This is a genomic window from Haloactinospora alba (genome assembly GCF_006717075.1).
In the GTDB taxonomy this organism is placed as follows: domain Bacteria; phylum Actinomycetota; class Actinomycetes; order Streptosporangiales; family Streptosporangiaceae; genus Haloactinospora; species Haloactinospora alba.
The window spans coordinates 602534-628697 of the sequence record NZ_VFQC01000001.1; the positions used below are offsets into that span (position 1 = coordinate 602534).

Annotated in this window: 35 protein-coding genes and 1 pseudogene; 23 read left to right on the forward strand and 13 right to left on the reverse strand. The window is 68.7% G+C overall.

The window, feature by feature from the left end:
- Positions 1-20: 20 nt before the first annotated feature.
- Both FHX37_RS02900 and FHX37_RS02905 read right to left on the reverse strand, forming a co-directional pair.
- Entirely contained in the window at positions 21-818 is a 798-nt protein-coding gene (locus FHX37_RS02900) for an ABC transporter permease subunit (protein WP_141921925.1), read from the reverse strand.
- Positions 808-1734 (reverse strand): ABC transporter ATP-binding protein, encoded by a 927-nt coding sequence (locus FHX37_RS02905; protein WP_141921926.1) that lies wholly within the window; start codon positions 1732-1734, stop codon positions 808-810. Before FHX37_RS02905 ends, FHX37_RS02900 begins: the two co-directional genes overlap by 11 nt.
- 370 nt (positions 1735-2104) lie before the next feature.
- On the opposite strand from FHX37_RS02905, the gene FHX37_RS02910 reads away from it, so the two are divergent.
- The 15 genes and pseudogenes from FHX37_RS02910 to FHX37_RS24035 all read left to right on the forward strand — a co-directional run bounded on the left by FHX37_RS02910 (position 2105) and on the right by FHX37_RS24035 (position 15286).
- Positions 2105-3430: an ammonium transporter gene (locus FHX37_RS02910; protein WP_141921927.1), complete on the forward strand. Its 1326-nt coding sequence runs from the start codon at positions 2105-2107 to the stop codon at positions 3428-3430.
- Between the two features lie 506 nt (positions 3431-3936).
- On the forward strand, positions 3937-5142 hold the full coding sequence (locus tag FHX37_RS02915; protein WP_141921928.1) for a hypothetical protein: 1206 nt from the start codon (positions 3937-3939) through the stop codon (positions 5140-5142).
- 86 nt (positions 5143-5228) lie between these two features.
- Complete coding sequence (gene ffh / locus FHX37_RS02920) at positions 5229-6824, forward strand: signal recognition particle protein (protein WP_141921929.1); 1596 nt, start codon at positions 5229-5231, stop codon at positions 6822-6824.
- Positions 6825-7114: 290 nt separating this feature from the next.
- Positions 7115-7585 (forward strand): 30S ribosomal protein S16, encoded by a 471-nt coding sequence (gene rpsP / locus FHX37_RS02925; RefSeq protein ID WP_141921930.1) that lies wholly within the window; start codon positions 7115-7117, stop codon positions 7583-7585.
- 1 nt (position 7586) lies between these two features.
- A pseudogene (locus FHX37_RS02930) lies at positions 7587-7828 on the forward strand (RNA-binding protein).
- 139 nt (positions 7829-7967) lie between these two features.
- A complete protein-coding gene (gene rimM, locus FHX37_RS02935; RefSeq protein WP_141921931.1) occupies positions 7968-8480 on the forward strand; it encodes a ribosome maturation factor RimM in 513 nt (170 codons plus the stop codon).
- Between the two features lie 91 nt (positions 8481-8571).
- Positions 8572-9372, forward strand: a complete 801-nt coding sequence (trmD, locus tag FHX37_RS02940; protein WP_141921932.1) for a tRNA (guanosine(37)-N1)-methyltransferase TrmD — start codon at positions 8572-8574, stop codon at positions 9370-9372.
- Between the two features lie 163 nt (positions 9373-9535).
- On the forward strand, positions 9536-9880 hold the full coding sequence (rplS, locus tag FHX37_RS02945) for a 50S ribosomal protein L19 (protein WP_141921933.1): 345 nt from the start codon (positions 9536-9538) through the stop codon (positions 9878-9880).
- A gap of 73 nt (positions 9881-9953) precedes the next feature.
- Positions 9954-10871: a signal peptidase I gene (lepB, locus tag FHX37_RS02950; RefSeq protein WP_141921934.1), complete on the forward strand. Its 918-nt coding sequence runs from the start codon at positions 9954-9956 to the stop codon at positions 10869-10871.
- Positions 10872-11159: 288 nt separating this feature from the next.
- Positions 11160-11492 (forward strand): DUF2469 domain-containing protein, encoded by a 333-nt coding sequence (locus FHX37_RS02955; RefSeq protein WP_141921935.1) that lies wholly within the window; start codon positions 11160-11162, stop codon positions 11490-11492.
- 219 nt (positions 11493-11711) lie between these two features.
- Positions 11712-12092, forward strand: a complete 381-nt coding sequence (locus FHX37_RS02960; protein WP_141921936.1) for a YraN family protein — start codon at positions 11712-11714, stop codon at positions 12090-12092.
- A complete protein-coding gene (locus tag FHX37_RS02965; RefSeq protein WP_141921937.1) occupies positions 12093-13619 on the forward strand; it encodes a YifB family Mg chelatase-like AAA ATPase in 1527 nt (508 codons plus the stop codon).
- Positions 13616-14518, forward strand: a complete 903-nt coding sequence (locus FHX37_RS02970; protein WP_342777590.1) for a DNA-processing protein DprA — start codon at positions 13616-13618, stop codon at positions 14516-14518. The genes FHX37_RS02965 and FHX37_RS02970 overlap by 4 nt, the downstream gene beginning before the upstream one ends.
- 204 nt (positions 14519-14722) lie before the next feature.
- On the forward strand, positions 14723-15004 hold the full coding sequence (locus tag FHX37_RS02975) for an antitoxin of toxin-antitoxin stability system (RefSeq protein WP_141921938.1): 282 nt from the start codon (positions 14723-14725) through the stop codon (positions 15002-15004).
- A gap of 6 nt (positions 15005-15010) precedes the next feature.
- Positions 15011-15286: a type II toxin-antitoxin system RelE family toxin gene (locus tag FHX37_RS24035; protein WP_141921939.1), complete on the forward strand. Its 276-nt coding sequence runs from the start codon at positions 15011-15013 to the stop codon at positions 15284-15286.
- Positions 15287-15310: 24 nt separating this feature from the next.
- Here FHX37_RS24035 and FHX37_RS02985 read toward each other — a convergent pair whose 3' ends face one another.
- Positions 15311-16024, reverse strand: coding sequence for a hypothetical protein (locus tag FHX37_RS02985; RefSeq protein ID WP_141921940.1), 714 nt, complete (start codon positions 16022-16024; stop codon positions 15311-15313).
- Between the two features lie 154 nt (positions 16025-16178).
- On the opposite strand from FHX37_RS02985, the gene FHX37_RS02990 reads away from it, so the two are divergent.
- A complete protein-coding gene (locus FHX37_RS02990; protein WP_141921941.1) occupies positions 16179-16415 on the forward strand; it encodes a hypothetical protein in 237 nt (78 codons plus the stop codon).
- Here the strand turns inward: FHX37_RS02990 and FHX37_RS02995 are convergent.
- Positions 16412-16651, reverse strand: coding sequence for a GntR family transcriptional regulator (locus tag FHX37_RS02995; RefSeq protein WP_141921942.1), 240 nt, complete (start codon positions 16649-16651; stop codon positions 16412-16414). The two genes, FHX37_RS02990 and FHX37_RS02995, sit on opposite strands and share 4 nt — an antisense overlap.
- A 138-nt stretch (positions 16652-16789) precedes the next feature.
- Between FHX37_RS02995 and FHX37_RS22705 the strand changes: the two genes are divergently transcribed.
- Complete coding sequence (locus FHX37_RS22705; RefSeq protein ID WP_170181487.1) at positions 16790-16936, forward strand: hypothetical protein; 147 nt, start codon at positions 16790-16792, stop codon at positions 16934-16936.
- Positions 16933-17196 (forward strand): hypothetical protein, encoded by a 264-nt coding sequence (locus FHX37_RS03000; protein WP_141921943.1) that lies wholly within the window; start codon positions 16933-16935, stop codon positions 17194-17196. Before FHX37_RS22705 ends, FHX37_RS03000 begins: the two co-directional genes overlap by 4 nt.
- A 91-nt stretch (positions 17197-17287) precedes the next feature.
- Here the strand turns inward: FHX37_RS03000 and FHX37_RS03005 are convergent, their stop codons facing one another.
- Positions 17288-17509 (reverse strand): hypothetical protein, encoded by a 222-nt coding sequence (locus tag FHX37_RS03005; RefSeq protein ID WP_141921944.1) that lies wholly within the window; start codon positions 17507-17509, stop codon positions 17288-17290.
- Positions 17510-17694: 185 nt separating this feature from the next.
- Positions 17695-18060, reverse strand: coding sequence for a hypothetical protein (locus tag FHX37_RS03010; RefSeq protein ID WP_211351729.1), 366 nt, complete (start codon positions 18058-18060; stop codon positions 17695-17697).
- A gap of 400 nt (positions 18061-18460) precedes the next feature.
- On the opposite strand from FHX37_RS03010, the gene FHX37_RS03015 reads away from it, so the two are divergent.
- The 3 genes from FHX37_RS03015 (at position 18461) to FHX37_RS03025 (ending at position 20037) form a co-directional block, all read left to right on the forward strand.
- Positions 18461-18652, forward strand: coding sequence for a helix-turn-helix domain-containing protein (locus tag FHX37_RS03015; protein WP_123201213.1), 192 nt, complete (start codon positions 18461-18463; stop codon positions 18650-18652).
- Positions 18653-19093: 441 nt separating this feature from the next.
- On the forward strand, positions 19094-19549 hold the full coding sequence (locus FHX37_RS03020) for a Panacea domain-containing protein (protein WP_123201212.1): 456 nt from the start codon (positions 19094-19096) through the stop codon (positions 19547-19549).
- On the forward strand, positions 19546-20037 hold the full coding sequence (locus tag FHX37_RS03025) for a hypothetical protein (protein WP_141921945.1): 492 nt from the start codon (positions 19546-19548) through the stop codon (positions 20035-20037). Before FHX37_RS03020 ends, FHX37_RS03025 begins: the two co-directional genes overlap by 4 nt.
- Before the next feature lie 55 nt (positions 20038-20092).
- Here the strand turns inward: FHX37_RS03025 and FHX37_RS03030 are convergent, their stop codons facing one another.
- Positions 20093-20371: a hypothetical protein gene (locus FHX37_RS03030; protein WP_123201211.1), complete on the reverse strand. Its 279-nt coding sequence runs from the start codon at positions 20369-20371 to the stop codon at positions 20093-20095.
- Positions 20372-20484: 113 nt separating this feature from the next.
- Between FHX37_RS03030 and FHX37_RS22710 the strand changes: the two genes are divergently transcribed.
- Positions 20485-20655 carry a hypothetical protein gene (locus FHX37_RS22710; RefSeq protein WP_170181488.1) on the forward strand — a complete coding sequence of 57 codons (171 nt, stop codon included), beginning with the start codon at positions 20485-20487 and terminating at the stop codon, positions 20653-20655.
- Between the two features lie 147 nt (positions 20656-20802).
- Here the strand turns inward: FHX37_RS22710 and FHX37_RS03035 are convergent, their stop codons facing one another.
- The 6 genes from FHX37_RS03035 to FHX37_RS03055 all read right to left on the reverse strand — a co-directional run bounded on the left by FHX37_RS03035 (position 20803) and on the right by FHX37_RS03055 (position 25168).
- Positions 20803-21267, reverse strand: coding sequence for a hypothetical protein (locus FHX37_RS03035; protein ID WP_123201210.1), 465 nt, complete (start codon positions 21265-21267; stop codon positions 20803-20805).
- Positions 21248-21577, reverse strand: a complete 330-nt coding sequence (locus tag FHX37_RS03040) for a hypothetical protein (protein ID WP_141921946.1) — start codon at positions 21575-21577, stop codon at positions 21248-21250. Before FHX37_RS03040 ends, FHX37_RS03035 begins: the two co-directional genes overlap by 20 nt.
- A 181-nt stretch (positions 21578-21758) precedes the next feature.
- Positions 21759-22049 carry a helix-turn-helix domain-containing protein gene (locus FHX37_RS03045; RefSeq protein ID WP_123201208.1) on the reverse strand — a complete coding sequence of 97 codons (291 nt, stop codon included), beginning with the start codon at positions 22047-22049 and terminating at the stop codon, positions 21759-21761.
- 500 nt (positions 22050-22549) lie between these two features.
- Positions 22550-24682, reverse strand: a complete 2133-nt coding sequence (locus FHX37_RS03050; RefSeq protein ID WP_170181489.1) for an AAA family ATPase — start codon at positions 24680-24682, stop codon at positions 22550-22552.
- A gap of 115 nt (positions 24683-24797) precedes the next feature.
- Positions 24798-24950, reverse strand: a complete 153-nt coding sequence (locus FHX37_RS22715) for a hypothetical protein (protein ID WP_170181490.1) — start codon at positions 24948-24950, stop codon at positions 24798-24800.
- Positions 24947-25168, reverse strand: a complete 222-nt coding sequence (locus tag FHX37_RS03055) for a helix-turn-helix domain-containing protein (RefSeq protein ID WP_141921947.1) — start codon at positions 25166-25168, stop codon at positions 24947-24949. The genes FHX37_RS22715 and FHX37_RS03055 overlap by 4 nt, the downstream gene beginning before the upstream one ends.
- A gap of 393 nt (positions 25169-25561) precedes the next feature.
- On the opposite strand from FHX37_RS03055, the gene FHX37_RS03060 reads away from it, so the two are divergent.
- Entirely contained in the window at positions 25562-26158 is a 597-nt protein-coding gene (locus FHX37_RS03060) for a hypothetical protein (RefSeq protein WP_141921948.1), read from the forward strand.
- Positions 26159-26164 lie beyond the last annotated feature (6 nt).

Below are 26164 nucleotides of genomic sequence, written 5' to 3' on the forward strand. Positions count from 1 at the left end.
CGCCCTCGAGGCCCGGCCGGTCAGACGAGGACGTCACGGCGGGAGAACGCCGCCAGCGCCAATCCGGCCAGCACCACCGCCACCGCGACCAGGACACCGGTGAAGCCCGCGTCCAGACCGTTGTTCAGCGGGTCGGGGTCCTGGGCGTAGTAGAACGGGGACAGGAAGCGCAGCCACTCCAGTTCCTCCACCTGCAGGGCGAAGGTGTTGCCCAGGTAGCCGACCGCCGCCAGCAGCGCGGCCCCCGCAAGGGCGGCCGCGCGCCGGCCGGTCGCCGCCCCGATCGCCAGCGCCACCGACCCGTAGGCGAGAGCGAGCAGGGTGACAGCCGTGCCCGCCGCGACCACCCGGCCCGCGGCGATGTCGATACCCGTGGGGGGACTCAGCAGCAGGAGCGTCGCGACCAGCCCCGCCCCGAGCACCACGAGGAAGGCCACCAGAGCGGCGAAGCGCTGCAGCACCACCCTGCCCCGGCTGACCGGGTGCGCCAGCAGCAGCTCCAGTCCGCCCTCCTCCTCTTCCCCCGCGATGGCGCGCGTTCCCACCATGATCGCCGCGATCACCATCAGCACGGGGGTGAGTATCCCGAACACGGTGGCGTTGAGGTAGCCCTCCGGGCTGGTCATGTCCGACCACCCCATGGCCTCCATCACTCCCTGCGGCATGGCCTCCATGTAGGCGTCCATCGCCTCGGCGGACTCCTCCATGGCGGGCCAGAACGAGGAGTACAGCGCCGTCACCGCGACGACGGCCACAAACCAGCCCACCAGGGCCCGCAGGTGGTCACGCAGGAACTTCCCGAAGACGTCACGCTGCATCGCGACCCGCCTCCTCCCAGGCACCGTTGTTGTAGTGGGTGAAGAACAGCTCCTCCAGGTCGGGCTCCTCACTGTCCAGGGTGAGCACCGTGTGCCGGGAGGCGGCCTTCACGAGGGCGTCCGGGCTGCCGTCCACCATGCAGCGCAGCGTGTCCCCGTCCACCGTGACGTCGCGGGTGTTGTCGATCGCGGCGAACTCCTCGCGGTCGACCGGGGCGCCGAACCGGATGGTGACCCTGCGCGCGGAGCGTTCCCGCAACGCGTCCATGTCCTCGAGGGCGACCATGCGCCCCGCGCGGATGATGGCGGCGCGGTCGGCCACGTCCTGGACCTCGCTGAGGACGTGGGAGGACATGAAAACAGTGCGGCCCCGGGCGCGCGCCTCGCGCACCATGCCGAGGAACTCCTGCTGGAGGAGCGGGTCCAGGCCGCTGCTCGGCTCGTCCAGGATGAGCAGCTGGGGATCGTGCATGAACGCCTGCACCAGCCCCACCTTCTGCCGGTTGCCCTTGGACAGCCCCCGGATGGGGCGGGACAGGTCGAGGTCGAGCCTCTCGGCCAGTTCCCGGATGCGGGCCTCGTCCACACCCCCGCGCAGCCTGCCCAGGTACACCAGCAGCTCCCGGGCGGGACGTCTGCTTCCCATCGCGAGCTCCCCGGGCAGGTACCCGATGCCGCGCCGGGCACGTACCCCCGCGGTGCGCGGGTCGTGCCCCAGGACGCGCACGTCGCCCGAGTCGCGTCGGATGAGGTCGAGCAGGACGCGGATGGTGGTGGTTTTCCCCGCTCCGTTGGGGCCGAGGAAGCCGAACACCTCACCCGGACGGACCTCCAGGTCGACACCGGAGAGCGCCTGGTGCCGGCCGTACTTCTTGGTGAGTCCTCGGGTGAGGATCGGCGGGGGATCTGTCGCCATACGGAGTTCTCGATTCCGTCTCCGGTTGCCGCCGCGGCGCGGCGGCTTGGTGTGTTTCGGCTACACGGGTCCGCGCGGCGGCGGACAGCTCCAGTTATGCCCGCTCCGGGAAGGAACGCACCACGGGTTTGGCGCGCTGTTAACGCCACACGCCCGGGGTGCTGACGTTGTCTTTACGGCCGCTGGCCGGAGGCGCGCGGAGCGTGTCATCGCGGTGTAACACGGCGGGCCGATTCTTCACACCGGGGCAACACGGTTGGTCGGTCGAGGAAACACCTGCCGAGCACGATGGTGGCGCGGCCGCGGGACAGCCACCGTTCCCGTCGGCCGCCCCTCGCTGCCACACACGACCCCGGACATTGGAGGCGCCATGATCGACAGCGGGACCACCGCCTGGCTACTGGTAAGCGCCGCGCTGGTGATGCTGATGACGCCCGGCCTGGCTTTCTTCTACGGAGGCATGTCCCGGGCCAAGAGCGTGCTGAACATGATGCTGATGAGCTTCGCCAGTATCGCGATCGTCAGCGTCCTCTGGGTGCTCGTGGGGCACTCGCTGACGTACGCGGACGGCGCGGGACCGCTCACCCCCGTCATCGGCGGGCTGGGGGACGCCGGACTGGGCGGCATGGTCGGGGAGGTCGACCCGGAGGGCGGCTACCCCCTGCTCGTGGACGCCGGGTTCCAGATGATGTTCGCCGTCATCACGGTCGCGTTGATCAGCGGCGCCATCGCCGACCGGGCCAAGTTCGGCGCCTGGCTGCTGTTCGTCCCCGTATGGTCCCTGCTGGTCTACTTCCCGGTGGCCCACTGGGTCTGGGGAGGCGGCTGGGTGAGCAGCCTCGACATCGGCGGGACCGAGGTGGTCGACTTCGCCGGCGGCACCGCCGTGCACATCAACGCGGGAGCGGCGGCCCTGGCCCTGACCGTGGTGCTGGGGCGCCGGAAGGGCTTCGGCGCGGAGTCGATGCGGCCGCACAACCTTCCCTTCGTCCTGCTGGGCGTGGCGCTGCTGTGGTTCGGCTGGTTCGGCTTCAACGCGGGTTCGGCCTACGCCGCGGACGAGACCGCCGCGCTGGCACTGGTGAACACCCAGGTCGCGACGGCGGCCGCCACGGGAGCGTGGATGCTGGTGGAGCGGCTGCGCCAGGGGCGCGTCAGCGCTCTGGGCTTCGCCTCCGGCGCGGTGGCCGGGCTGGTGGCGATCACCCCGGCGGCTGCGGACCTCACCCCGCTCGGGGCGACGCTGCTGGGACTCGTCGCCGGGGGAGTGTGCGCCTACACCATCAGTCTGAAGTTCAGGTTCGGTTACGACGACGCGCTGGACGTCGTCGGTATACACCTGGTCGGCGGGATCATCGGGGCGCTGGCGATCGGTTTCCTCGCCGCGCCGGTCGCCGGTGACAGCAGCGGACTCCTCTACGGGGGCGAGTTCCACCTGCTCCTGGTCCAGGGGATCGCTCTCGTCGGGGTGGCCGTGTACTCGTTCGCCGTCACCTACGTCGTGGGCAAAGCCATCGACGCGGTCATGGGCTTCCGGATACCGGAAGCCGTGGAGACGAACGGCCTGGACCACGAGATCCACTCCGAGACCGCCTACGCCTTCGCCGAGCTGGACCACCTGGCCGACGGAGCCGAGGAGCTCTCCGCATCGACGCCTCCGGGTGCGGAGACGGCCGAGCGGGGCGTCCGGTCCTGAACCCGCAACGGGGCGGGTGACCACCAGGGCGGCGCACACTGCGGCCGAGACCCCGGGGCAGTACGGGAATCCCGGACCGCCCCGGGGTCACTACGGGCGCGCGCCCTTCCGGTGTGGCCGAATCCGGCCACACCGGACACTCTTTTGTGATTTCTTGCACATCCCTTGCCGCTGCCTTGGGGGAGCCGTGACGTTTTCCCACCGCAGAAGCACAGCCAGTGCGGTGATGGCGGGGGTGCCCACGCCGCGGACGTGTCGTCCGCTTCCCCGGGCGGTGCGGTTCGACACGCGTGTCCCGTCGTGTTATCGCCAGGATGCGGCGGCGTGTTCGGTACGCTGAGCGCACGGTAGGCAGATTCGCGCTTCCCGCGCGGTCGCCCGGGGCCCGCACTGCCGGAACGCCCCCGAGTCAGAACCCGGAACCCGCGTTGAGTCCTCGCGTCCGGGTGCCGATCAGCGACAGCTCGTACACCCCCGTGTATCACCAGGGCACGGGCCCAGGAGGCATGATGGCGTCGGTTCACTCCCACAGACGCAGACCAGGCAAACCGTTGCGGTTCGCCGTCGTAGCCGTCGCGTTCGCGGCGGGTACCGCCGGATGCTCGATCGACCTGAGCGACTTCCGGCCGGGCGGCGGTGAGGAGGAGGAAGCCTCTCCCTCACCGACACCGGTGGACGCCGGCCCGGTGCTGGACAGCGCGCTGGAGCAGCTCGGCTCGGGTGCCGCCACCGTGTCCCAGGGCCAGGTCGCCGCCTCCGAGGACAGCCCGGTCAACCAGGTGTCGCTGACGGTGACGGACGCCGGAGCGGTATCGGGAACCCTGCAGCAGGGGGAGAACGAGGCCGAGGTGATGGAGGCGGACGGGAAACTGTTCGTCAACGCCCCGGAGGAGTACTGGCTCGACCAGGAGATCGTGAACCCCGACACGGACAAGTACGCCGGGAACTGGGTGCGGGTCACCGGTGACCAGCTCGGCTTCGACCCCGCCTCGGTCCTCACCCCCGAGCAGTTGTCCGCGGCGCTCGGCGAGCTGGCGCCGGACGGGGGCGAGGCGGTCCCGGAGAAGCTCGACGGCGACAACGTTTACCGCATCGACCTCAAGGGCGGCGACGAGAACCGGGTGTGGGTCAGCGAGGAGGAACCGCACCGGTTGCTGCGGCTGGAGGTCGAGGAGCTCGCGCCGGAGGGCGGCGACTCGGGGCCCCGCACCAGACTGGACTTCTCCGAGCCCGAGGAGGAGAAGGTCCGCGAGGCCTACGACACGCTCACCAGCGCCGCCGAGGACTCCCTGGACAGCTCCCGGGACGCCCGCATCGAGGTCAACTGGGACGGGGAACTGGACCTGGACTGCGAGGTCGGCGGCAAGTGCACGGTCAACGGCACTGTGACCGACGCCTCCGGCGACAGCGGTGCCGACGGTTCCGTCGCGGTGCGCATGGACGCCACGGTCAACAACGACGAGCTGGGCGAGAAGACGTGCAAGGACACGGCGTCGCTGGACGCCGGAGGCAACGCCGACGTCTCCTGCACGATCGACTACGACCTGTCTCCCAGCGCCAACCCGCAGGAGTACAGCGTCAGCGGTGACGCGCTGCTCTCCACCCGTGGGATCACGGGGGACGCGCAGGATAAGCTGGTCAACACGATCGAGGACAGTCGCGACGCCACGCTGGAGAAGAGCGACTCCTCCGGTGACTCCGACAAGGGCTAGCGGGTCCCCGACGGCCGGGGCGCATACTGGCCGCTTCGGCGGGTAACCTAGAAAGCCACTCCCGAGACGAAGGACTGGCCACACTCGTGTTCGAGACGCTTTCCGACCGGCTGACAACGGTCTTCACCTCGCTGCGCGGCAAAGGGCGGTTGTCCGAGGAGGACATCAACACCACCGCGCGCGAGATCCGTCTCGCGCTGCTGGAAGCCGACGTAGCTCTCCCCGTCGTCCGCGACTTCATCGCGCACGTCAAGGAGCGCGCCCGCGGCGCGGAGGTATCCAAGGCGCTGAATCCGGCGCAACAGTTCATCAAGATCGTCAACGAGGAGCTCGTCCAGATCCTCGGTGGCGAGAGCCGCGAACTCAGCTTCTCCAAGACGCCGCCCACCGTCATCATGCTCGCGGGGCTGCAGGGGTCCGGGAAGACCACCCTGGCCGGCAAGCTGGGCAAGTGGCTCGCAAGCGAGCGCGACACCCCGCTGCTGGTCGCCGCCGACCTCCAGCGACCCAACGCGGTCACCCAGCTCCAGGTGGTGGGTGAGCGTGCCGAGATCCCGGTCTTCGCTCCGGAACCCGGAAACGGTGTGGGCGACCCGGTCGAGGTCGCACGGGAGTCCGTCGAACAGGCGCGGCGCAACAACCACAACGTCGTCATCATCGACACGGCGGGCCGGCTCGGCGTCGACGAGGAGATGATGCAGCAGGCCGCCGACATCCGGGACGCGGTGCAACCGGACGAGATCCTGTTCGTCGTGGACGCCATGATCGGTCAGGACGCGGTCAACACCGCCCAGTCGTTCCTGGACGGTGTCGGTTACGACGCGGTGGCGCTCACCAAGCTCGACGGGGACGCGCGCGGTGGCGCGGCGCTGTCCATCCGGCACATCACCGGCAAGCCGATCATGTTCGCCTCGACCGGGGAGAAGCTGGAGGACTTCGACGCCTTCCACCCGGACCGGATGGCGTCCCGCATCCTCGACATGGGCGACATGCTCACCCTGATCGAGCAGGCCCAGCGCACGTTCGAGGAGTCGGAAGTCGAGAAGATGGCCAGCACACTGGCCTCCGACGACGACTTCACGCTCGACGACTTCCTCGAGCAGATGTCGATGATCCGCAAGCTCGGACCCATCAACAGCCTGCTCGGAATGATGCCCGGTATGGGGCAGATGCGGGACCAGATCAGCAACGTCGACGACGCTGACCTCGACCGCATCACCGCCGTCATCAGGTCGATGACGCCGGCGGAGCGCCGCAACCCCAAGATCATCAACGGGTCACGCCGACTGCGGATCGCCAACGGCTCGGGAACCCAGGTCAGCGACGTCAACGGGCTGGTGACCCGGTTCTTCGAGGCGCAGAAGATGATGCGGCAGATGAAGAACGGCGGGATGCCCGGCATGCCGGGGATGCCCGGTTCCGGCTCCGGCGCTGGCGGCGGGAAGAAGAAGGCCAAAGCGCAGCAGAAGAAGGCCAAGAAAGGCAAGCAGCGCAGCGGGAACCCGCTCAAGGCCAAGCAGGAGGAGGCCGAGAAGGAGGCCCAGCGCCAGCAGCGCCGGGAGGAGGGCGGCGACCAGCAGTCGCAGCTGCCACCGGGGCTGGGCGGCGGCTCGCAGCTGCCTCCGGGCATGGGCAGCGGGCCGCAGCCGGACCTCTCCGACTTCAAACTGCCGAAGAAGTAGCCGAGGAACCCGTCGGTAGCCCCGTGTGGGAAAGAACGCATCACACGGGGCTTGTTCATATCTGGCACCGGTGAGCCGTCACACAGGGCGTGCGGCGGTTCCCAAGGGGGTGTCCGGCGCGTCGGCGCGGCTGTGCGCCCGCCGTGTCTGGCATAATAGGAGGGCGACTAACGGCGCCCGGGTCGGCCCTCTACTTGCCCGCGCGCCCACGTCCCGCCTGAGCGGCGCGTTACAACCCCACGTTTCGCAACGCAAGGCAATCAGTCTGTAATCGGGAGAAGACCACACCAGTGGCTGTCAAGATCAAACTCAAGCGTATGGGGAAGATCCGTACGCCGCAGTACCGCATCATCGTCGCCGACGCCAAGAACAAGCGGGACGGCCAGGCGATCGAGGAGATCGGCAAGTACCAGCCCACCGAGGAGCCGAGCTTCATCCAGGTCGACTCCGAGCGGGTCCAGAGCTGGCTGTCTGTGGGGGCGCAGCCCACCAAACCGGTGAAGGCGATCCTGCGGCGTACCGGTGACTGGCAGAAGTTCAAGGGACTTCCTGCTCCGCAGACCCCGTTGAAGGTGGCCGAGCCCAAGGACAAGGAAGCCCAGGAAGCACAGTTCCAGGCTGTCCTCAAGGAGCTCGTCCTGCCGGACAACGAGGACAAGGGCAGCGAGGGCAAGACGAAGAAGTCCCAGAAGGCCGAGACGTCGGAGAAGAGCGACGGGCAGGCCGAGGAGAAGGCGGAGAAGTCCGAGGGCGAGGCCTGACGTGCTGGAAGAGGCGCTTGAGCACCTTGTCAAGGGCATCGTCACCAACTCCGACGATGTCCAGGTGCGGGCCCGTCGGCTCCGCAAGGGCAAGGTGCTCGAAGTCCGGGTGCATCCCGAGGACCTCGGCAAGGTGATCGGCCGCAACGGCCGCACCGCCAAGGCACTGCGCACGGCATCGGTTCGCTGGCCGGGGGACGTTATGTCCGCGTCGACCTGTTGGACCTGCACGAAGTGCGCTGACTGCCGTCCGGGGGCCGGTCCCCGCCCGGGACCGCCCCCCGGAAACACCGCCCGCTGCGTGCCGTGAATCCCGCGAGCCCGCCGGAGGCTGCGTGACCCACGCGGGCGGCGTCGCAGCGAACAAACGCGGAGGAGAGCGATGCGTCTCGTCGTCGGCCGGATCGGCCGACCGCACGGTGTCCGTGGTGAGGTCACCATCGACGTGCGGACCGACGACCCCGGTGTGCGCTTCGCAGCCGGCGCCACGCTGCTGACCGACCCGGACAGCGCCGGACCACTCACCGTCACCTCGTCCCGTAACCACGGGGACCGCCTGCTCGTCCGGTTCTCCGGGGTGAAGGACCGCGACGGCGCGGAGGCGCTGCGCGGCACGAACCTGCTCGTGGACTCACAGGACCTCGCACCCACCGGTGACCCGGACCAGTTCCACGACCACGAGCTGCGCGGACTGCGAGTGGAGACCAGCGGGGGAGAGGACGTCGGCGTCGTCAGCGACGTGCTGCACCACGCGCAGGACCTCCTGGTGATCGAGGACGACGCCGGAACACAACGGCTGGTCCCGTTCGTGGCCGCCCTGGTGCCCGAGGTGGACACGGCCAACGGCCGCATGACCATCGACCCGCCGCCGGGTCTGCTCGACCTGGAGAGCTGACCGGGCCGAGCGCCCGCACCCGGGAACGGCCCCGGCCACACCCACCGCTCCGGCCGCGGGAACACCATGTCCGAGACACGCCGGGAGCCCCATGCGTATCGACATCATCACCATCTTTCCCGACTACTTCGCTCCTCTCGACCTCTCCCTGCTGGGGAAGGCACGCGAGTCGGGGATCCTCGACATCCGGCTGCACGACCTGCGCACCTGGACCCACGACCGGCACAACACCGTCGACGACACCCCCTGCGGGGGCGGTCCCGGCATGGTGATGAAGCCCGAGCCGTGGGGGGAGGCCCTGGACGCCGTCACCGGCGACGCGCCAGCGGGGGCGGAGGAGGCCACCCCCCGGCTGATCCTGCCGACCCCCAGCGGTGCCGGCTTCACCCAGAAACACGCGGAGCGACTCTCCGGCGAACCGTGGCTGGTCTTCGCCTGCGGGCGCTACGAGGGTATCGACGCCCGGGTGGCCGAGGAGGCCGCGCGGCACATGCCGGTGGAGGAACTCAGCATCGGTGACTACGTCCTGGCGGGCGGCGAGTCGGCGACCCTCGTCATGGTGGAGACGGTCTCCCGCCTCCTTCCCGGGGTACTCGGCAACACCGCCTCCGCCCAGGAGGACTCCTTCGCCAGCGGGGGTATGGACAGCCTGCTGGAGGGGCCGGTGTACACCCGCCCGACGAGCTGGCGCGGGCACGACGTCCCGCCCGTGCTGCTCTCCGGCGACCACGGGGCGGTGGAACGCTGGCGACGTGACGAATCACTCCGAAAAACGGCGCGCAACCGCCCCGAACTCCTCCGTGCGGCCCCTGAGGGGGAGTTCGGACGGCGTGACCAGGAAGTCCTGGACGAGCTCCGGTTACAGGGCGGTGGAGAATCTATGGCAGACTAGATGAGTTGCCCCTGTATGTGGGGCGCGGCCGTTCGCCGCCCAAGGCAACCACGCCGGCCGCGACGAACTCCACCGGGGGCACAGTTTCGACCCGAGCAGCAGATCCGCCCGCGCGAACCGCATGTCCGTCGCCGCGGCGCGCAATCGATGAGGAACCGCTGAGATGCACACCGCTATTCAGGAGCTCGAGAAGGCCCAGCTTCGCTCCGACATTCCCGACTTCCGCCCGGGCGACACGCTCAACGTCCACGTGCGTGTCACGGAGGGGAACCGCTCCCGGATCCAGGTCTTCAAGGGTGTGGTGATCCGGCGGCAGGGCGGCGGAAACCGTGAGACGTTCACGGTCCGCAAGCTCAGCTACTCCGTTGGTGTGGAGCGCACCTTCCCCGTGCACACCCCCGCGATCGACAAGATCGAGGTCGTCGCCCGCGGCCGGGTGCGCCGTGCCAAGCTGTACTACCTGCGCCACCTGCGCGGGAAGGCCGCCCGCATCCCCGAGCGCCGCTAGAACCCGCGCACGCGCCTACAGTGAGGCGTTTTTCCCGGCGCGATCGGGCGCTCTCGGATAGGCTTCGGTTCCGATGAGCACTGACGAACCGGAGCCCGGGGCGGCTGGGCAGGTTTCCGGCGGCCCGTACCGGCCCGAGGAGAGCACCCCGGCTGAGAACAGTGGCTCCCCCATGCGTGAGCATGAGGGAGCCGCACCTGTATCCGGCGCCGGTCGTCCGGAGGACAGGTCGGCAGGTGGCCAGGCCGAGGCAGGGGAGAGTGTGGGCCCAACGATGAACGCGAAGAAAGAAGCGTCGAACGCGAAGTCCGGTTCCTTCTGGAAGGAACTTCCCGTCCTGGTCGTGATCGCCCTCGTTCTGGCGTTCGTCATCAAGACGTGGGTGGCCCAGGCGTTCTACATCCCCTCGCAGTCCATGGAGAACACCCTGCTCGTCGGGGACCGCGTGCTCGTCAACAAACTCGTGTACCAGGTGCGCGACATCGAACGCGGCGAGGTCGTGGTGTTCAACGGGAGCTCCTCGTGGGACGAGGAGAACACCGTCACCGTCGAGGAACCGAGCAACCCCATCGCCAAGGGCTTCACCTGGGTGGGCCAGCAGTTGGGCGTGCACCCCACCGGTAAGGACTACATCAAACGCGTCGTCGGCCTCCCCGGGGACACCGTGGAATGCTGCGACGCGGAGAACCGGGTGCTGGTGAACGGCGAGCCGCTGACCGAGCCCTACCTGTACCCGGGAAGCCAGAGCACCCACGCCGAGTTCGGACCGGTCGAGGTTCCCGAGGGGCGGCTGTGGGTCATGGGCGACCACCGCGAGATCTCCCAGGACTCCCGGATGCACCAGAACGACCCCGGGGGCGGAGCCATCGCGAAGGAGGACGTCGTCGGGCGCGCGTTCGTCCTCGTCTGGCCGCTGGACCGCATCGACACGCTTCCCGTCCCGGAGACGTTCACCCCTCTCAACGAGGGGGAGGCCTCCGCCGCGCGGTAACCAGCGGCGCCGCGCTGCATCCCCCGGGAAGAGCGGGCGCGACCGTGACCGAGAGCACCGGACGGCGTAGGATCCGGGAAGCGGGGACCGGAACCCCCTCCGGTAGGACGGGTGGCCGGGAAACCCCATCCGTGCGGCGGGGCAGCGGAGTTTCGTTGCCCGTCGCGGACGGTTGACACGTGCAGCATCCTGGTCTCATGGCGAGGGCTGCCGAGTGAACGACAAGAAAAGCCGAAAAAGGGGGCCGGGAGCTACGAGCCTGGCGGGAACGACGAGAGCGAGCGCGAGATGAGTTCTGAAGAGCTGGAGAAGTACGAAGCCGAGATGGAGCTGCAGCTCTACCGCGAGTACCGCGACGTCATCGGCCTGTTCAGCTACGTGGTGGAGACCGAGCGCCGGTTCTACCTCACCAACCAGGTGGACTTGCAATCTCGCAGCACCGACAACGGCGAGATGTACTTCGAGGTCACCATGGAGGACGCCTGGGTGTGGGACATGTACCGCCCGGCCAGGTTCGTGCGCAACGTGCGCGTGGTGACGTTCAAGGACGTCAACGTCGAGGAGATCACCAAGACCGACTTCGACGTTCCCGCTACCGGGAGCCCGGGACCGTCCACCTAGACGTACGCTCCACCTCCGTCGCGCCCGGGTGTCCACTGCCGTCAGCGACGACACCTCACTACGGCGGATCCGCGGCACGGCGGGTACCGGGAAACACGGACCGGTAGTCGGGCTGGCCACCCGCGGCGGGTGGCCAGCCCGACCTCTGTCCACAGCCACCCGGATCCGGATGGCGCCGCGGGGTTATGGCCGCGCATCGTGGAGCGCGGAGGTGACGTCATGGTGGCCAGCCCACAGCACAACACCCGCCGCGGCCGAACCCTCGGACAGCGTGGGGAGCAACTCGCGGCGGCATACCTCGAACGGGTCGGGATGCGCGTCCTCGCGCGCAACTGGCAGTGCCACGCAGGGGAAATCGACATCCTCGCCCGCCACGGCGGGAGACTCGTCGTCGTCGAGGTCAAGACCCGCAGCAGCCTGCGGTTCGGCACCCCGCTCGAGGCGGTGACCCCGGAGAAACGCCGGCGGCTGCGCCACCTGAGCTGGCTGGCCGCGGCCCGGTACGGCGCGGCTGCCGGACGCACCCGGGTCGACGCCGTCTCGGTGCTGACCGGACCGGGCGGGCGGGTCTTCCTCCGGCACCACCGCAGGGTGGCGTAGATGGGGCTGGCGCGTACCTACTGCATGGCCCTGCTCGGTGTGGACGGCCACCCGGTCGAGGTCGAGTCCCACCTGGGCGGCAGCACCCCCGGGCTGACCCTGGTCGGCCTACCGGACACCGCCCTCCGCGAAGCCCGGGACCGGATCCGCGCGGCCGTCCTCAACTCCGGGGAGCACTGGCCCGAGGAACACATCACCGTGAGCCTCTCACCCGCCAGCCTGCCCAAGAGCGGCAGCGGGTTCGACCTCGCGATCGCCGCCGCCGTCCTGGCGGCGAACGGGGCGGTGCCGGTGGCGCGGGTGCACAACGCCGTGTTCGTGGCCGAACTCGGCCTGGACGGCCGCACCCGCGCGGTACACGGGATCCTCCCGTCCGTGCTGGCGGGGATGCGCCACGGTCACACCACGTTCGTCGTGGCGCGCGCCAACGCCGCGGAGGCGGCCCTCGTCCCCGGCGCCACGGTGGTCGCGGTCGACTCGCTCACCGAACTGGTCGCCCGACTGCGCGGCGAACCGGTACCGGAGCACCTCCCCCTCGACGAGCCCGAACCCGCCGAGACCGCACCCTCCCAGTACACTCCCGACCTCGTCGACGTCCTCGGACAACCGATCGCCCGGCGCGCTGTGGAGATCGCCGCGGCTGGCGGGCACCACCTGATGCTGCTCGGCCAGCCGGGAACCGGGAAAAGCCTCCTCGCGGAACGGCTGCCCGGCATCCTTCCCCCGCTCACCCGCTCCGAAGCCCTCGAGGTGACCACCGTCCACTCGGTGGCGGGGACCCTCCCCCAGGGAGGGCCGCTGATCTCCCGGCCGCCGTTCTGGGCACCGCACCACACCGCCACGCGCGCCGCCGTCATCGGCGGTGGCAGCACCCGACTGCGGCCGGGGTGCGTCTCTTTAGCCCATCGCGGCGCCCTCTTCTTGGACGAGGCCCCCGAGTTCGGGCGCAGTGTCCTGGACTCGCTGCGCCAACCGCTGGAACGCGGGGAGGTCCTGGTCTCCCGCGCCGCGTCCACCGTGACGTTCCCCGCCCGCTTCCAACTCGTGCTGGCGGCGAACCCGTGCCCCTGCGGGAAATCCGGAAACGCCTGCACCTGCGGTTCCGTGCAGCGCCGCCGCTACCTCGCCCGGCTCTCCGGCCCCCTGCTCGACCGCGTCGACCTCAAGGTCGAACTGCAGCCGGTGGCCCACGCCGAACTCCTCGCGGACCGCACCCTCGCCGAGTCCTCGGCCACGGTCGCCGAACGGGTCGTCCAGGCGCGCGACCGCTGCGCGCGACGGCTGTCCGCCACCCCGTGGACGACCAACGCCGACGTGCCCGGGGCGGAACTGCGCCGGACGTTCCCCCCTCCCGAGGCCGCCGTCCGGATCCTCACATCCGCGCTGGAGCGCGGCGAGATCAGCGCGCGCGGCGTGGACCGGGCGCTACGCATCTCCTGGACACTGGCGGACCTGGCGGGGCGGGAGCGTCCCAGCAGCGAGGACACCGCCTACGCCTACGCGCTGTGGTCGGGGCAGGCGCAGTGACCGCGCCGGAACCGCAACACGCGGACCCCGACGGTGACGCGGCCGCGCGTGCCTGCCTCACCGCGGTCGCCCCGCCGGGGAGCCCCCTCATGGGCGCACTGCTGGACGAGCACGACGCCCGCGAGGTGTGGGAGGCGCTCCGCTCGGGAAGCGCGCTCCCGCGGCTGTCCGGCAGTTCGGGCGAGGCGCGGCCCGGCCAGCGCGCGGCGCAGTGGAAACGCTGGCAGGACCGCGCCCGGGCCCTCGACGCCGATGCGCTGCTGTCCGACACGGCGGAGCTGGGCGGGCGGGTCGTCGCCCCCGGCAGCCCGGAGTGGCCCACCCAGCTCGACATGCTCGCCGGACACCGCCCCTACGCCCTCTGGGTGCGCGGCGCACACGACCTGCGCAACGCCTGCCTGCGGGCGGTGTCGCTGGTGGGAGCCCGCGCCGCGTCCGGTTACGGGCTGCACGTCGCGGGGGAGCTGGCCCACACCCTGGCGCGGCGCGGCACGGCCACCGTCTCCGGCGGAGCGTACGGGATCGACGCCGCCGCCCACCGGGGCGCGCTGGCCGCGGGAGGGGCAACCGTCGTCGTGCTCGCCTGCGGTCTGGACGTGGGATACCCCAGCGGCCACGAGAACCTGTTCGCCGACGTCGCCGCCAACGGAACCCTTGTCACCGAGTACCCGCTGGGGAGCCGACCCAACCGGGGAGGGTTCCTCGTGCGCAACAGGGTCATCGCCGCACTGAGCCCCGGCACCGTCGTCGTGGAGGCGGGGCTGCGAAGCGGCGCGATGAACACCGCCCGACACGCCCACGAGCTGCACCGGGTGCTGATGGCGGTTCCCAAGCCCGTTCCCGGAGGGTCCGCTCCAGCTCCGGGCGGGGGCGTGCCGTTCACTCTGAACGTCGCGTAACGGAGCGATTACGACGGGGGCGCGGACCGGCGCCGTGCCCCCGTCGCTTGTGCCCTGATGTGTACCGGGCTACCTACGCCGCAACCCGGACTTCCCTGGGCCGCAGGGGGATGACGGTGGGGACCGCCTACAGCGGCCAAGACACTCAGCAACCTATTTGGCCGGGGGGCGGTTGCACCACCGCTTGAGGGGCACCCTGAACGTATGAGTGATGAGCACCGTACCGTCCCCTCTTGGGAGGCACGACAGCACTTCGCCAAGGTGGTTCGACGGGTTGTGGAGCGGGAGGAAGCCGTTTACGTCGCTGACGACGAATACTCAGAGCCGTACGTTGCTATTGTTCCCGTTGCTCTCGTGAGGCACTACGAGAGCCTCCTCGACCAGATGGAAGAACAGCTGTTGGAGGAGCGACTGGTCCGTCTAGAGACCGGTCGTAGCGAGACGCTCTCCGCCGACGAGGCGAAACAAGAACTTGGACTCGTGTAGGCCGCCATGGACGGGTACCGCATCGAGTACGACAGAGCAGCCATCAGGGATCTTGCGGGAATCTCTGAGCAGCGCGTGCGGCAAGCAGTGAGCGACGCCATAGACCGTCTGGCCCGAGAGCCGCGCCCCGATAGGTGTTGCAAAATGCAGGGCCGCAGCAACGCGTGGCGCATCCCTGTCAGAACGGTTGGGGGGCCGTACCGGGTGATCTACACGGTCGATGACGCCGAGCGGCGGGTCGTGATTATGATCGTCGGACACCGCAGGCAAGTGTACCGGTGAGGCCCCGCCAGCTGGCTCGCGCAGCTACGAGGAGCCGTCCCCCCGAGACTTGGGTGGCCCCTGCTCGCCGCCCTGGTCATTGAGGACCACCCGCAGCGGCTTCTTTGGGCTCGGGAGCTTCTCCTCAATCTTTTCGATCGCCTTGCGGACGTAGTGCAAGTTGCCCTCAGGCGCGTCGCGAGTTTCGCGGAAGTCGGCGAGGTCGAGGTCGTAGGTCAGTGGCCCGACCGGGCCGTATGGCCCTTCAGCCTCGATCGTGATCGTGTGGAGCTGCGGGACGTCCTCCTCCACGATCTTACGGCCAATGCCGATAAACCAGACAAGCCTGTGGCCAGGACCGAGCGACTTGATGCCCTCGCGCAGTCGCCGCTGTGCGGCTTCTCCCTTCGCGGAGGAACTGTTGTCACTCGGCAGTGGTGGGTCGATGGTGGCGCGGATGTTGTGCGCGAACGTCGGCCCCGAGTTACCAAGGAGCAGGTTAAACGCCGACCCCTGCGCCTCATCCGCGCGCACGTCCACCCAGACGTAGGGCTGGGCGGCGTCCCTGGCTATCTGGCGCTGAAGTTTGGTTTGCTCATTCGCTGCGTCGGCCGCCCGCTCCTGGTGCCCGGTCTGCTTTCTGACGGCTTTGGCCTGGACTCCGGTGAAGATTGCCGACACGATGGACACGAGGGCGGCGGCCCAAGCGCCCCCTGCGGCGGCAAACGAAGCCAGTACTTCCGATTGCATTTCCCACATGCACCGATGGTCCCAGCCGTCACGGGCACGCGCCCCCGCTTTGCCCCGATTGGTTCGGCGTTCTCCCGACACGCGCCCACCAGGTGCGCTAGGGTCGGTCGACATGACGTCACCTGACAACGAACGACAACAGTGCGCCAGCTTTTGGGGGCTGGTGCCAGACGGCGAGACAACGTGGCGCGTCGAGACCACCGGGTGCGACAGCGAGACCAGCCGCACGTGGGCGCCCGGCCACGATGGCAAGCTCAAAGGCCACTTGATTCGGTGGGGCGTGGCCGGGTGCTGGGTGTTCAAAACCAGTGGCGGCGTGGTCACCGGCCAGGGGGCCGCCCAGTGGGGTCGCCAGCTCGGCTGGCCCGACGTGGCCGAGCGGATCGACCCGCAGGACTAGCTTTCCGCTCCGGCTACGAACCGGCCCTTGCCGCGCCGGGTGACGATGCGGCCCTCGTCTTCGAGGATGGCCAACGCGGCCCGCACGGTGGGCCGTGACACCCCGAACTCCTCGATGAACTCGGCCTCAGGTGGGATACGGCGCCGAGGCGGGTACTCGCCCGACTCGATCCGGGCGCGCAGGATCGCCGCCACCTGATCGCGCAGGAACTCAGGACCGTCCAGGTCTATCGCCATATAACAATAGTCGCTGACCTGCGCTTTCACATGAGGTCACATGAGGTCATGTGTTGTCATGTATAATGGATAGAAAGGCCCCCGCGCCTGCAGCCACAGGCCGGGGGTGTGGCCACCAGCTAATGAGGAGCTGATGACATGAGGCAGTCAATCACAGCGGCGCCCCGCCGTTCCAACCGCGTGCGGCCGTACTACCGGATCTGGGAGCGCCAAAAAGCAACGCAGGACGCTTTGTCGGCGGAGCTGCTGCGGCGCACCCTGGCCGGGTTGGAGGCCCTGCGGTGAGCGGCTGGCAGCGGCACATGGACCTGTTGATAGCCCTCAACAACGCCCTACGCATTCACGGCCGGGACGGGGTCATTGACTCCGGGCTCCGGCGCGTCGGTGACATGCCCATGCTGGTGGTCGGAAACGTTGTAATCGAGGTCAAAGGGCCTGCGTTCGTCGTCACCCGGACCGACGAGTTCGGGGACGCTCTCAGCCGCACCACCCAGGCCGCAGACGACGTTCACGCTGCGGCTAAGCACATCCTCACGACCTCCTGAACCGCCCTCAGCCGCTCGGCGCCAGGTGGCGTCGGGCGGCTCCGAGACCCCACGGACGGCCGAGGAGGGGCCGCATCCCGCCCGTCAGGGTTCAGACCTGGGTGCGGGCGAAGTGGTCGGGGCAGTAGGCCCACAGGTACCCCTTCGCGAACCGGGCGTGGTGGCGCTTGATGACCGTCATCTGGTCAGCGGGCAGGACGACCCCGCACGTGGATACGGTGCACGCACAAGGGTCGGCGGCGCTTCGGTCAGGGAAGGCCTCGCTCAGGACGCGGGGCTCGTCGTACTCGATCAGGTCTCGCTCGTCGGTCACGCCTGCGCTCCTCTCTGGCTGTGTTCGCCCTCAGCATGCTGGAGGGGCAGAGATTCCACCACACCCCTGTGGTCACGGTCACCACGGGCGGGGCTTGGTCTAGATCGGTGCTGCCCGGGGGCGGGTGGCTGGCCGGGGCAGGGCACCCGAGGCGCTCGGAGACCCCACGGGGGCGCGAGGAGGGGCTACGCCGGGCGGGGAAGTACGCGGTTGTCGTCGGTGACTTCGTACAGGTCGATTCGGAGCAGGTGCCGCACGGCAGAGGGAACGCGCTCGGCAGCCTTGACGGCCGAGGTCGGCACGATCAGGGCGTAGCGGATGGTCGGGGACTGGTCCGTCATCCGGCGCAGCAGCTGGCCGTACGCGATGTCAGCGTCTATGCCCCTCTCGGTGGTTCGGCCCTTGGCCTCACCGATCAGCCGCTCGTCACCGCGCACCGCCTCGATGTCGGTCCACTGGTCGGTGGGCGTGGTGGGGGTCCAGCCCTCGGCGATCAGCCAGCGCCGGAACGCGTCCAACACACGGTCCTCGTCGCTTTCATGTCTGCTCATGCCCGACATGATGTCACTCGCCACCGATAAGGGGCGCTGGTGTGGCCGACCTGTGACGGCCCTCTGAGTGGGGTCACGAGCGGATTACGAGGCTGTGTCGGCCTGAACACGCCTTGCTGTCACTTCTCGTTGCGCCGGCCCGAACGACGAGTGATGAGCCCCGTAGGAGCCCGGCGTGTCGTTGCCGTACTGGGGGTACCGGGGGAGGGCGGTAGCTGGGGCACCCCTACCGATTGCGGGAGCGACGCCCGGGTGATGGGGTGGAGTCACCGCAGGAGCACTGAACTCGTAGATCTTGGCTACCCGAAAGGGCAAGTGGGAGTCGGGACGAGGTCGGAGCCGTACCGACCTTCGTTCCGGGAGACCCACCCGTGCACACGCTGAGATTCACCATCGGGCCATGCAGCTCGTTCGCGAGCAGCGCGGCCTGTCCAAGATCCGGCTTGCCAAGACCAGCGGGCTCGACCGCAGGAGCCTGGCCCGCTGGGAGGCTGGCCAGCAGACCCCTGACCTGCGCACCATCGGCCGTCTCGCCGACGCCCTGGGCTGCCACCCCACCGTCCTCATCGAGTGGGCGGAGGACGACCAGTGAGCGACCCCGCCGACCTGCTGGAGTGGTCCACCGACGAGGTGACCCCGCGCGAGCGCCGGGAGGCCGCTGCCGAGCAGGACGCGGCGGATTGAACCCGGCGTGCGGTGGCCTCTCTCTGACATCTGGGGGCGTCTCCGGGCGCCTGGCGGGGGCGGGGCGGGTGTCGGGCCCACCCCACCTCGCCAGGTCAAGGAAAAGCCATCGAGAGCCGCGCCGGTCGCCGGTGGCTCGTGTTGCAGACGGCAACACCATGGGTGCGTTTAGTAGTTTTGCCAATGCCGAGCGTTGCGAAGAGATAGATTTGTCGCACCCCAGGGGTACAGAAATAGATGCGAATCGGACATACGATTGAGTTGGGATCTCTGACGTGCCCACCCCCCCGCGCACGACCCGCAGTCGACAGCAAACTGCACAGCGCGACCGACAGGAAGGGAGACCGCCGTGGCTAGCGCACATGACGTAGCCGCTTACGTCCTGTCCAAGGTCGGCCCCGTGTCCACCATGAAGCTTCAGAAGCTCGTCTACTACTCGCAGGCGTGGTCGCTGGTCTGGGACGAGGACCCCCTGTTCCAGGAGCGCATCGAGGCATGGGCCAACGGTCCTGTCGTACGCGAACTGTTCGCCGAGCACCGCGGCCAGTTCTCCGTTGGGGAGTGGCCGCGTGGTGACGTCGACCACCTGACCCCTGACCAGCGCAAGAGCATCGACGTTGTGGTCGACACCTACGGGAAGCTAACGGGGAAGCAGCTCAGCGAGATGACCCACAACGAAGACCCTTGGAGGAAGGCCCGGGCGGGCCTTCCCGCCCATGTCGGCAGCAACGCTGAGATCCCGCCGGACGCGATGAAGGAGTTCTACAGCTCGCTGCTCGACAGGGACGACGCCGAGACTGTATGAGCAAGGGCGGCAAGAGGCCGAAGCGACTTCCCGCTTCGGTCGTACCCGAGCAGCCGAACCGCGTGCCACGTCGGCTTCCCGCCAGTCACGACGTTGATGGCCAAAGTCCTCTGTGGCGTCTCTCGTTGCTCGACCGTGATCACCAGGGGAGCTGGTCGTGGGGGATCGATGAAGCCACGCTCCTTAAGATCGTCGCCCTCCTCCGCGAGATGGAGTCCCTGACCTGGACGGAAATCTTTAACCAGCAGACCGGGGGCAAGAAGCGTCGCGGTCCTAGAAACAAGCCCATCCCTGTCGAAAATCTGTGCAAGGAAGCCCAGAATCGGCTGCATGAACTGAAGCTGGAAGAGTGGGACGAACTCTTTCGGTTCCGTGAGGGAAACATGGGTCGGCTGTGGGGAGTCCTGACGCCTGAACATCCCCGTGTCTTCTACCCGATCTGGTGGGATGCCGATCACCGGGTGTGCCCAGGGAAGGACCGAGACTAACGAACGCCCTGGCTCTCACCTGGAGGGCCAGGGCGGCGAAGCGTGGAGCATGGTGTCAGCCGCTGATGTCGGGCTCTTCGCCCCAGATGGCGGACCCAGCTACGGGGGCGCTGGCCGTTCCGGCTCCGGCGCTAGGCGCGAAAGACCCCCCGGTGGTTGCTGAGTCGGTTGACCGGTAGACCAGCCGATCACCGTCGATCGTGCCGACGTAGCGGCCGTTGGATCCGAACACCTTTGACCCGCTGATCCGACCGATCGACCGGCCTGACTGGTTGAACACCTCGTTGCCCCGCACGTTCAGCGGCACGCCGTTCTTCGTGTAGAGGTTGGTCATGTCGATCCCCTCCGCGAGTTGGTGACTGCATCTCCCTGGCTACGAACGGTACGCCTCAGCGCTGACAATGTGCCGCTGAGCGGCCAACACGCCGGTCGCTGTAAGGTAGCCGGATGGATGAGCCGAACGTGAACGTGCGCCGCCACGAGAGCAAGCCCGGGTGGTTCGTGGTCGAGATCGAAGGCGAGTGGTTCGCCAGCAGCCTCCATCCCCGAGGGGACAACCTGTATCTAACGCTGGCTCCACGGGGCGGCCCCGACGACGCCCGGGATACCGCTCGCTGAAGCTCCGTTGTGTCTCCGAGGCTCGCGCGGGCTGGCCGGGGCTGAGGGGGGCGGGGCGCCCACGAGAGCTTGACGACGGCCACGCGAGAACCACGGGGTGGGGTGCCGATTCAAGGACAAGTGACAGAAGCTTTGGCATCAGGGGCATCAGGGGCGCGGAAGCTCCCGAGGAGCGAACCTAACGGTCTCCATCCTCCTCCCGCCGCCAGAGTGCTCGGGCCTGTCCCACACCACCTGAATGTAGAACGCTTCAGGCGGAGGGGTTCCATCGCCCTCGTAGGAGACCCGGTACTCAAACTCCACGCCGTGCCCTACGGCCACCTCGTCCTCTTCACCCTGCCGGACGACCCGCTCACCCTTGACCACGACTTTGAGGGCCAACTCGTCACCCGAATTCATGACGCGGCCCCTCCGTGCGCCATCCCTGCGGACCTCTGGGTCCGGCTTGTGCATCCGCTCGGGACTCCACTGGGCGAGCCTGCCGCGCAGCTCTCCGTTCGCAATCTTGGCCAGCGTGGTATCCGAGTTGGCTGACCTCCTGGCCTGCCACCAGGCGAGTCCCGCGAACACGGCAGCGACGACCGCAACCACGTCACCCAGGTCGATGATCACGACGTTCCTCCTCCAGAAACAGCGCGAGGCCGAGCGGTTCCATTTCCCGATAGAAGAACGCCCCCGCCTCGTCGGTGTGGACACGCTCGGGCCATTCGGTGGCCTCGAATCGGGCGTAAAGGTCGACGTCTCCAGACGCGACCACGCGAGGGCGCTCGCCGCTGTACAGAACGACCATGTGGACCCGCTGACAGTCGCAGGCGATGCAGAACGCCAGGTCAGTCCCAGTGTTGGCGGCGGTTTCGAGTGCGGCCGGGTAATGGGCGGTATGGCCCGCGCGGCAGACGACGAGAGAGGAAGGCTGGTCCATGTCGGGACAGTAACAGGCCAGCCGCTCGATATTGGGGGCTTTGTGCACTCCTCCGCAGAGTCGGTGGCGCAGCCTCCTGCCGCCCCGCATACGTCTCGCTGAAGCTCGGTGGGGCCTCCGAGGGGCTCGCGCGCCGTGGCCGGGGCTCAGCCCCGGCCGGACGGCGGCGTGTCGCCCGCGTTTAAGGAAGGGCGCCTTCGGCCTGGGCCACGTGGCGGCGGTGTGGCGGCTCCTCGTGCGACCACGCGATCAGGTCGCGCCAATCGCAGTCCAGCGCGCGCGCCAGCCGCCCGATGCTGCCCAAGCCGGGTTCGCTGTGGCCGTTCAGCCAGTCGGCCACGTGGTGGTCGTGGTGGTGGCCGAGTCTGCGGGCCAGCTTCCGCACCGACACGTCGCGTTCGCGCCGAATCCGGATCAAGGCGCGGCGGTTGAACCTCAAGGTGGGTGGCGGTTCGAGTTGGCGGGTTGTCATGCGGTCGGCTCCTCAACCAGGCTCGGCGTGCACACGGGGCACCCCGTGCCACCGGGGCGGTGGGCGGCTGCTGCTATCAAGGCGGCGTCGTCGTTGATCAAATGGGGGTGCTGGCGCGCTGCCCACTCAAGGTCGTCTTGGGCGCGCGCCCGGCACGCCTTGTCGTCAGCCGCGTTGGGGCTGTCGAAGCCAACGCATGTTTGGCCTAGCCACCACGCGGCAGCAACCGACGTGTGTTGGCCGCCCTGGCGGTGGGGTTGGTGGCTCTTCTTGCCCACGTTGGGCCTCCTGCGTGCTAGTTGAATTTTGGTTACTGGGGCGGGGCGTGCGTAGTTGAGTGGGCCACCTCCCTCCCTCCTCCCGCATTCCTCCAGCCGCCACCGGACGGAGGGACCGAACCACCTCCCTCCCCAAGGGGAGGAGGGAGGTGGTTCCGGTCACCTCCCTACGGCGGCTGGAGGGAGGTCGTAGGGAGGTTGCAGGGAGGTGAGGGAGGTTGGTTAAGAAGAAGGAAGAGAGAGTTGATGTGGCTTGCCGGGCTTGTCGGCTTTGTGCTCGATGATCTTGCCCCGCTCGATGGCCAGCTTCATGACGCGCTCGGCCTTCTTCTTGGTGCTGCTGATCTGCCCCGACAGTTGGCTCTTGGAGCACTCCCCGTGCTGACTGAGGTGGGTTCGCAGTAGCTGGACCGCGCGACCCACTTCCGTCTCTTCGGCTGCCGACTGCCGGTCACCGCCACCTGTGGTGCCCAGGCGCCCTGTGCCCGAGTCGAATGACAGTTCGATCTCGGCCTGGTTGACCTTGCGTCCCTGCGCGCCGAAGTACCGGTTGCCGGTGTCGCCCTTGACCAGCTTCCACAGCACGTCCGGCCAGTCGTCCCAGCGCGTGGCTCCGCGCGAACGCTCGGCGGCTTCCTCCTGGCCCCGGCCGGTGTGGGTGGGCATCCACAGGTCTCGCACCCCGGCGTTGTGCTTGATCACATCCACAGCCTCGGTGAACGCCGCCACGTCCTGGTTGCTGTTCTCGTCCCCACACCCGCTGAACGCTCTGGCCGCAGGGTCGATGATCAACGCCTCGATGTCGCGCTCGGCCAGCCACTGCGTCACCCACTCCTCTACCGGCTCTGACACCAGCGGTAGCTTCTCGCCCCGCAGGTGCAGCAGATGCACTCGGTCAGGGTGCTTGATGTTCTGATCGGCCAACCAGTCCTCGAACTCGTCGTCATCGAGTTCGTAGTTGAACACGGCGATGTTGCCTGAAAGCGGCGTGTTCAACTCGAACCGACCGAACAGCGGTACCTCGTCAGCGAGAGACCTCACCAGATTGCACACCAGCGTGGTCTTTCCGGCCTTGTACTGAGCCGCGACGGTTGTGTTGGCCCCGACCTTGCCGAGCCCCTCGAACCGGTGCGGCACCTTCGGGCGTTCCCTGGCCAAGCGGTCGGCCAGGTTGCCAGCTCGCTCGTCGGCCGGGGGTTTCCAGTCGGCGGCGGCTCGCTCTTTCTGGGCCTCCTCCTGGGTGACCGTGCGCAGAAGTGCCTTGTTCGCCTCGTTGTCGTACTCCCCGGTAGCTTTGTACGCCTCGGTGTCCGCGCGCCACAGCTCGCGCGTTGCCTGGTTGGTGGAAACCTCGGCGCGCTTGGTTGACTCCTCGCGCCACACAAACGTGAGGATCTCGTCGAACTTTTCGGGGTCGTAGTCGTAGCGCGGGTGGTCCGACGCCCCGTCGTAGGCGCACATCGCCGCGTAGTAGTCGGCATACGACCGCGCAGTCGTGTCCCGGGCGTCTCGGGCCTCGTACCCGGCCGTCTTCTTGACCCAGTCGTAAGAGCTGCGGTCGGGGTGGCCAGGGGACAGGTTCAGGCATGCGGCCTTCGAGTCGCACTCGGCCAGACTTTCGGCCAATCGGGTGCTGTCGATCGCCTCAGCGCGCGCGGTGGCCTCCCGCTGCTGTTTGCGGCGCTGTCGCACCTGGTCAAGCGGGTTCCTGCGTGCCACCTCGTGCACCCACTGGGGCAGCGGTTCGTGTTCACCGAGCTTGCCCGACTCGATCCGGTACACGTCGACCGTCTTCGACCCGGGCACCATGACGTAGGCCCCCGCGCCGCGCTTGAAGTCGACGTTGGTGCCCAGCGAGTCGCCGTACTGCTCGGTGTCGACACCGGGCAGCTCGTAGACGTACTGAAGGCCACCCCGACCCGTGCGAATGGTCAGCGTGGGGGTCAGGGGTCCGTGTTCGGCCTCCAGCTCAGCCACGGTCTGGCCGCCGATCTTGCCGTCGGCAACGTCGACGTCGGGCACGCCCAGCCCGTCCAGGCGCCACCCCAAGTTGAGTTTGCCGCTGTCCTGGGCGAACCACCCGATGATGGTGTCGGCCTCAGTGGTGGCGTCGTCCAGGCCGTTGGGGGCGAAGCCCTTGCGGCTGAGCGGATGCTTTCCCGTGCTCTTGCACGCCTCACCGTGGGGACAGCGGCACGTGCCATCGTCGCGCACGCCCCAGCACGGCAACACGGGGTGCCCCAGCTTGGCCAGCTCCAGGGCGTTGGCCAACACGCCCCGCTCGTCGCGCACGGACTCCATGGCCCCGCCCTGGTGGCTGACGACGAGAACGCCGTCGGCTTCAGCCCGAGCCACCCAAGGACTGTCAGTTTGTGCGCTGGTCATAGGGCCTGCTTCACTGGAATCAGAGTTTGGGTTCGGTTGGCTCTGGTGGCCCCCCGCCTGGGGTTGGGCGGGGGGCTGCTGCGTGTCAGTCATCGGCGTCGCCCCCGGTTCGGTCGTCGTCGGCGGGTGCGAACAGCAGGCGCAAGAGCCTTCGATAGGCGGCGTCGCCCATGGGGGCGGCGGTCCAAATGACTTCGGTGGTCTCCTCGTCCGCTGCCGCGTCGGCGGGGGCGGTCACTCGACACCCCCCGCCCAGGTCAGCAGGTCCATGGGGTGGACTTCGAGGGCGATGGCCAGGCGCCCAACGGTGGCCAGTTGGACGGGGCGAACGCCCCGGTCCCACTTGCTCACCTCGACGGAGGTCGAGCGGATCAGTTCGGCCAGCTGGCGTTGGCTCAGGCCGCGTTCACGGCGGATCCGGCGCAAGGCGTCGCTATCAAGGCTTAGGACAGGCATAGGGCGCTCCGGGTGGGCTGCAGGGTTAGTGCAGGCCCCGGCCACGCCCCGCCCCGTCGAAGGGGCGGAGAAGGCTAGAACCTAGCGTGGCCCCCACAAAAGCAGGCCGAGTCCGCGTTGCGCTCTCCGCAAAGCTACTCCCGCCTACACCCTCGTGCACGTGCTCTGACCTGCAAAGATCACCCGGAGTTGCTGGAGCGTGCGCGGGAAGTGGCTATGTGGCGTGGGCCACGGCGCGCGGCTTCGGCGTCGGCTTGTGATCCCGGCCACAGGCGCTAGTTACCCGTCGTAATCGCAACTGCTCAACGGGGGCCTACCGGGGCTACCGGGGGTACCCCTCCTAAACCAAGTTGGGGTATTCGGCGGACCTCGCGAACGTGCCAGTCTGCGGCCATGACCGCACTTGCCGCGCACCTACTGGGGTGGCTGTGGGGCGACCAGTCGGGTTGGGCGCGACTGGTGAGGCCCGCCCCGATCGACCTGTGCCCCGTCGCCCGAACCGCCGAACCGCTGGGGACCTGCCGCTACTACCGCTGGCCCGAGCAGGCCAGCGCCCTGCTGGCTGCGGGGCTGCGCGAGCCTTCAACGCGGTTCGACCCGCAACTGTGCAAGGCCCCGCCCCCGCCCGGGACGGACATGGGGGTGCGCGACCTGCTGCCCGACGACTTCGACTCGATGGTGTCGGGCTGCGACCTGCCCGCCCCCGACACCGAGCCCGAGCACCTGCCCTCGACGGTGGTGTGGGTCGAGGCTGACCAGCTCGACGCCGACCGGTGGCGCCTGGTCGAGGCCCTGGACGCCGTGGTAACAGCCCCCGAGGACGGTTGGCCGATGCAGGTGTGGGCCAGCGCCGGGGCGTGGGCGAACTTTGACACTGCCCCCCTGGGCGGCACCATCGACCGTGCCGACCTGGTTGTTGAGGACCCGCCCCACATGTGGTGGCCAGCCAAGCTGGTGCGCGCCCCCGCTGGGGGCGCGGCTCTCGCTTAAACGCGG

Bases quoted from the DNA above. Each gene is read 5' to 3' on its own strand.
- FHX37_RS02955 (WP_141921935.1), top strand. From the start codon at position 11,160: ATGAGTTCTGAAGAGCTGGAGAAGTACGAAGCCGAGATGGAGCTGCAG.
- FHX37_RS02910 (WP_141921927.1), top strand. From the start codon at position 2,105: ATGATCGACAGCGGGACCACCGCCTGGCTACTGGTAAGCGCCGCGCTG.
- FHX37_RS02915 (WP_141921928.1), top strand. From the start codon at position 3,937: ATGATGGCGTCGGTTCACTCCCACAGACGCAGACCAGGCAAACCGTTG.
- FHX37_RS03015 (WP_123201213.1), top strand. From the start codon at position 18,461: ATGCAGCTCGTTCGCGAGCAGCGCGGCCTGTCCAAGATCCGGCTTGCC.
- FHX37_RS02905 (WP_141921926.1), bottom strand. From the start codon at position 1,734: ATGGCGACAGATCCCCCGCCGATCCTCACCCGAGGACTCACCAAGAAG.
- rplS (WP_141921933.1), top strand. From the start codon at position 9,536: ATGCACACCGCTATTCAGGAGCTCGAGAAGGCCCAGCTTCGCTCCGAC.
- FHX37_RS03055 (WP_141921947.1), bottom strand. From the start codon at position 25,168: ATGCCTGTCCTAAGCCTTGATAGCGACGCCTTGCGCCGGATCCGCCGT.
- trmD (WP_141921932.1), top strand. From the start codon at position 8,572: ATGCGTATCGACATCATCACCATCTTTCCCGACTACTTCGCTCCTCTC.
- FHX37_RS02995 (WP_141921942.1), bottom strand. From the start codon at position 16,651: ATGGCGATAGACCTGGACGGTCCTGAGTTCCTGCGCGATCAGGTGGCG.
- lepB (WP_141921934.1), top strand. From the start codon at position 9,954: ATGAGCACTGACGAACCGGAGCCCGGGGCGGCTGGGCAGGTTTCCGGC.
- FHX37_RS02900 (WP_141921925.1), bottom strand. From the start codon at position 818: ATGCAGCGTGACGTCTTCGGGAAGTTCCTGCGTGACCACCTGCGGGCC.
- FHX37_RS03045 (WP_123201208.1), bottom strand. From the start codon at position 22,049: ATGACAACCCGCCAACTCGAACCGCCACCCACCTTGAGGTTCAACCGC.
- FHX37_RS22705 (WP_170181487.1), top strand. From the start codon at position 16,790: ATGAGGCAGTCAATCACAGCGGCGCCCCGCCGTTCCAACCGCGTGCGG.
- FHX37_RS03010 (WP_211351729.1), bottom strand. From the start codon at position 18,060: ATGAGCAGACATGAAAGCGACGAGGACCGTGTGTTGGACGCGTTCCGG.
- FHX37_RS02975 (WP_141921938.1), top strand. From the start codon at position 14,723: ATGAGTGATGAGCACCGTACCGTCCCCTCTTGGGAGGCACGACAGCAC.
- FHX37_RS03060 (WP_141921948.1), top strand. From the start codon at position 25,562: ATGACCGCACTTGCCGCGCACCTACTGGGGTGGCTGTGGGGCGACCAG.
- FHX37_RS24035 (WP_141921939.1), top strand. From the start codon at position 15,011: ATGGACGGGTACCGCATCGAGTACGACAGAGCAGCCATCAGGGATCTT.
- FHX37_RS02985 (WP_141921940.1), bottom strand. From the start codon at position 16,024: ATGTGGGAAATGCAATCGGAAGTACTGGCTTCGTTTGCCGCCGCAGGG.
- FHX37_RS03025 (WP_141921945.1), top strand. From the start codon at position 19,546: ATGAGCAAGGGCGGCAAGAGGCCGAAGCGACTTCCCGCTTCGGTCGTA.
- FHX37_RS02965 (WP_141921937.1), top strand. From the start codon at position 12,093: ATGGGGCTGGCGCGTACCTACTGCATGGCCCTGCTCGGTGTGGACGGC.
- FHX37_RS03030 (WP_123201211.1), bottom strand. From the start codon at position 20,371: ATGACCAACCTCTACACGAAGAACGGCGTGCCGCTGAACGTGCGGGGC.
- rimM (WP_141921931.1), top strand. From the start codon at position 7,968: ATGCGTCTCGTCGTCGGCCGGATCGGCCGACCGCACGGTGTCCGTGGT.
- FHX37_RS22710 (WP_170181488.1), top strand. From the start codon at position 20,485: ATGGATGAGCCGAACGTGAACGTGCGCCGCCACGAGAGCAAGCCCGGG.
- FHX37_RS02960 (WP_141921936.1), top strand. From the start codon at position 11,712: ATGGTGGCCAGCCCACAGCACAACACCCGCCGCGGCCGAACCCTCGGA.
- FHX37_RS03040 (WP_141921946.1), bottom strand. From the start codon at position 21,577: ATGGACCAGCCTTCCTCTCTCGTCGTCTGCCGCGCGGGCCATACCGCC.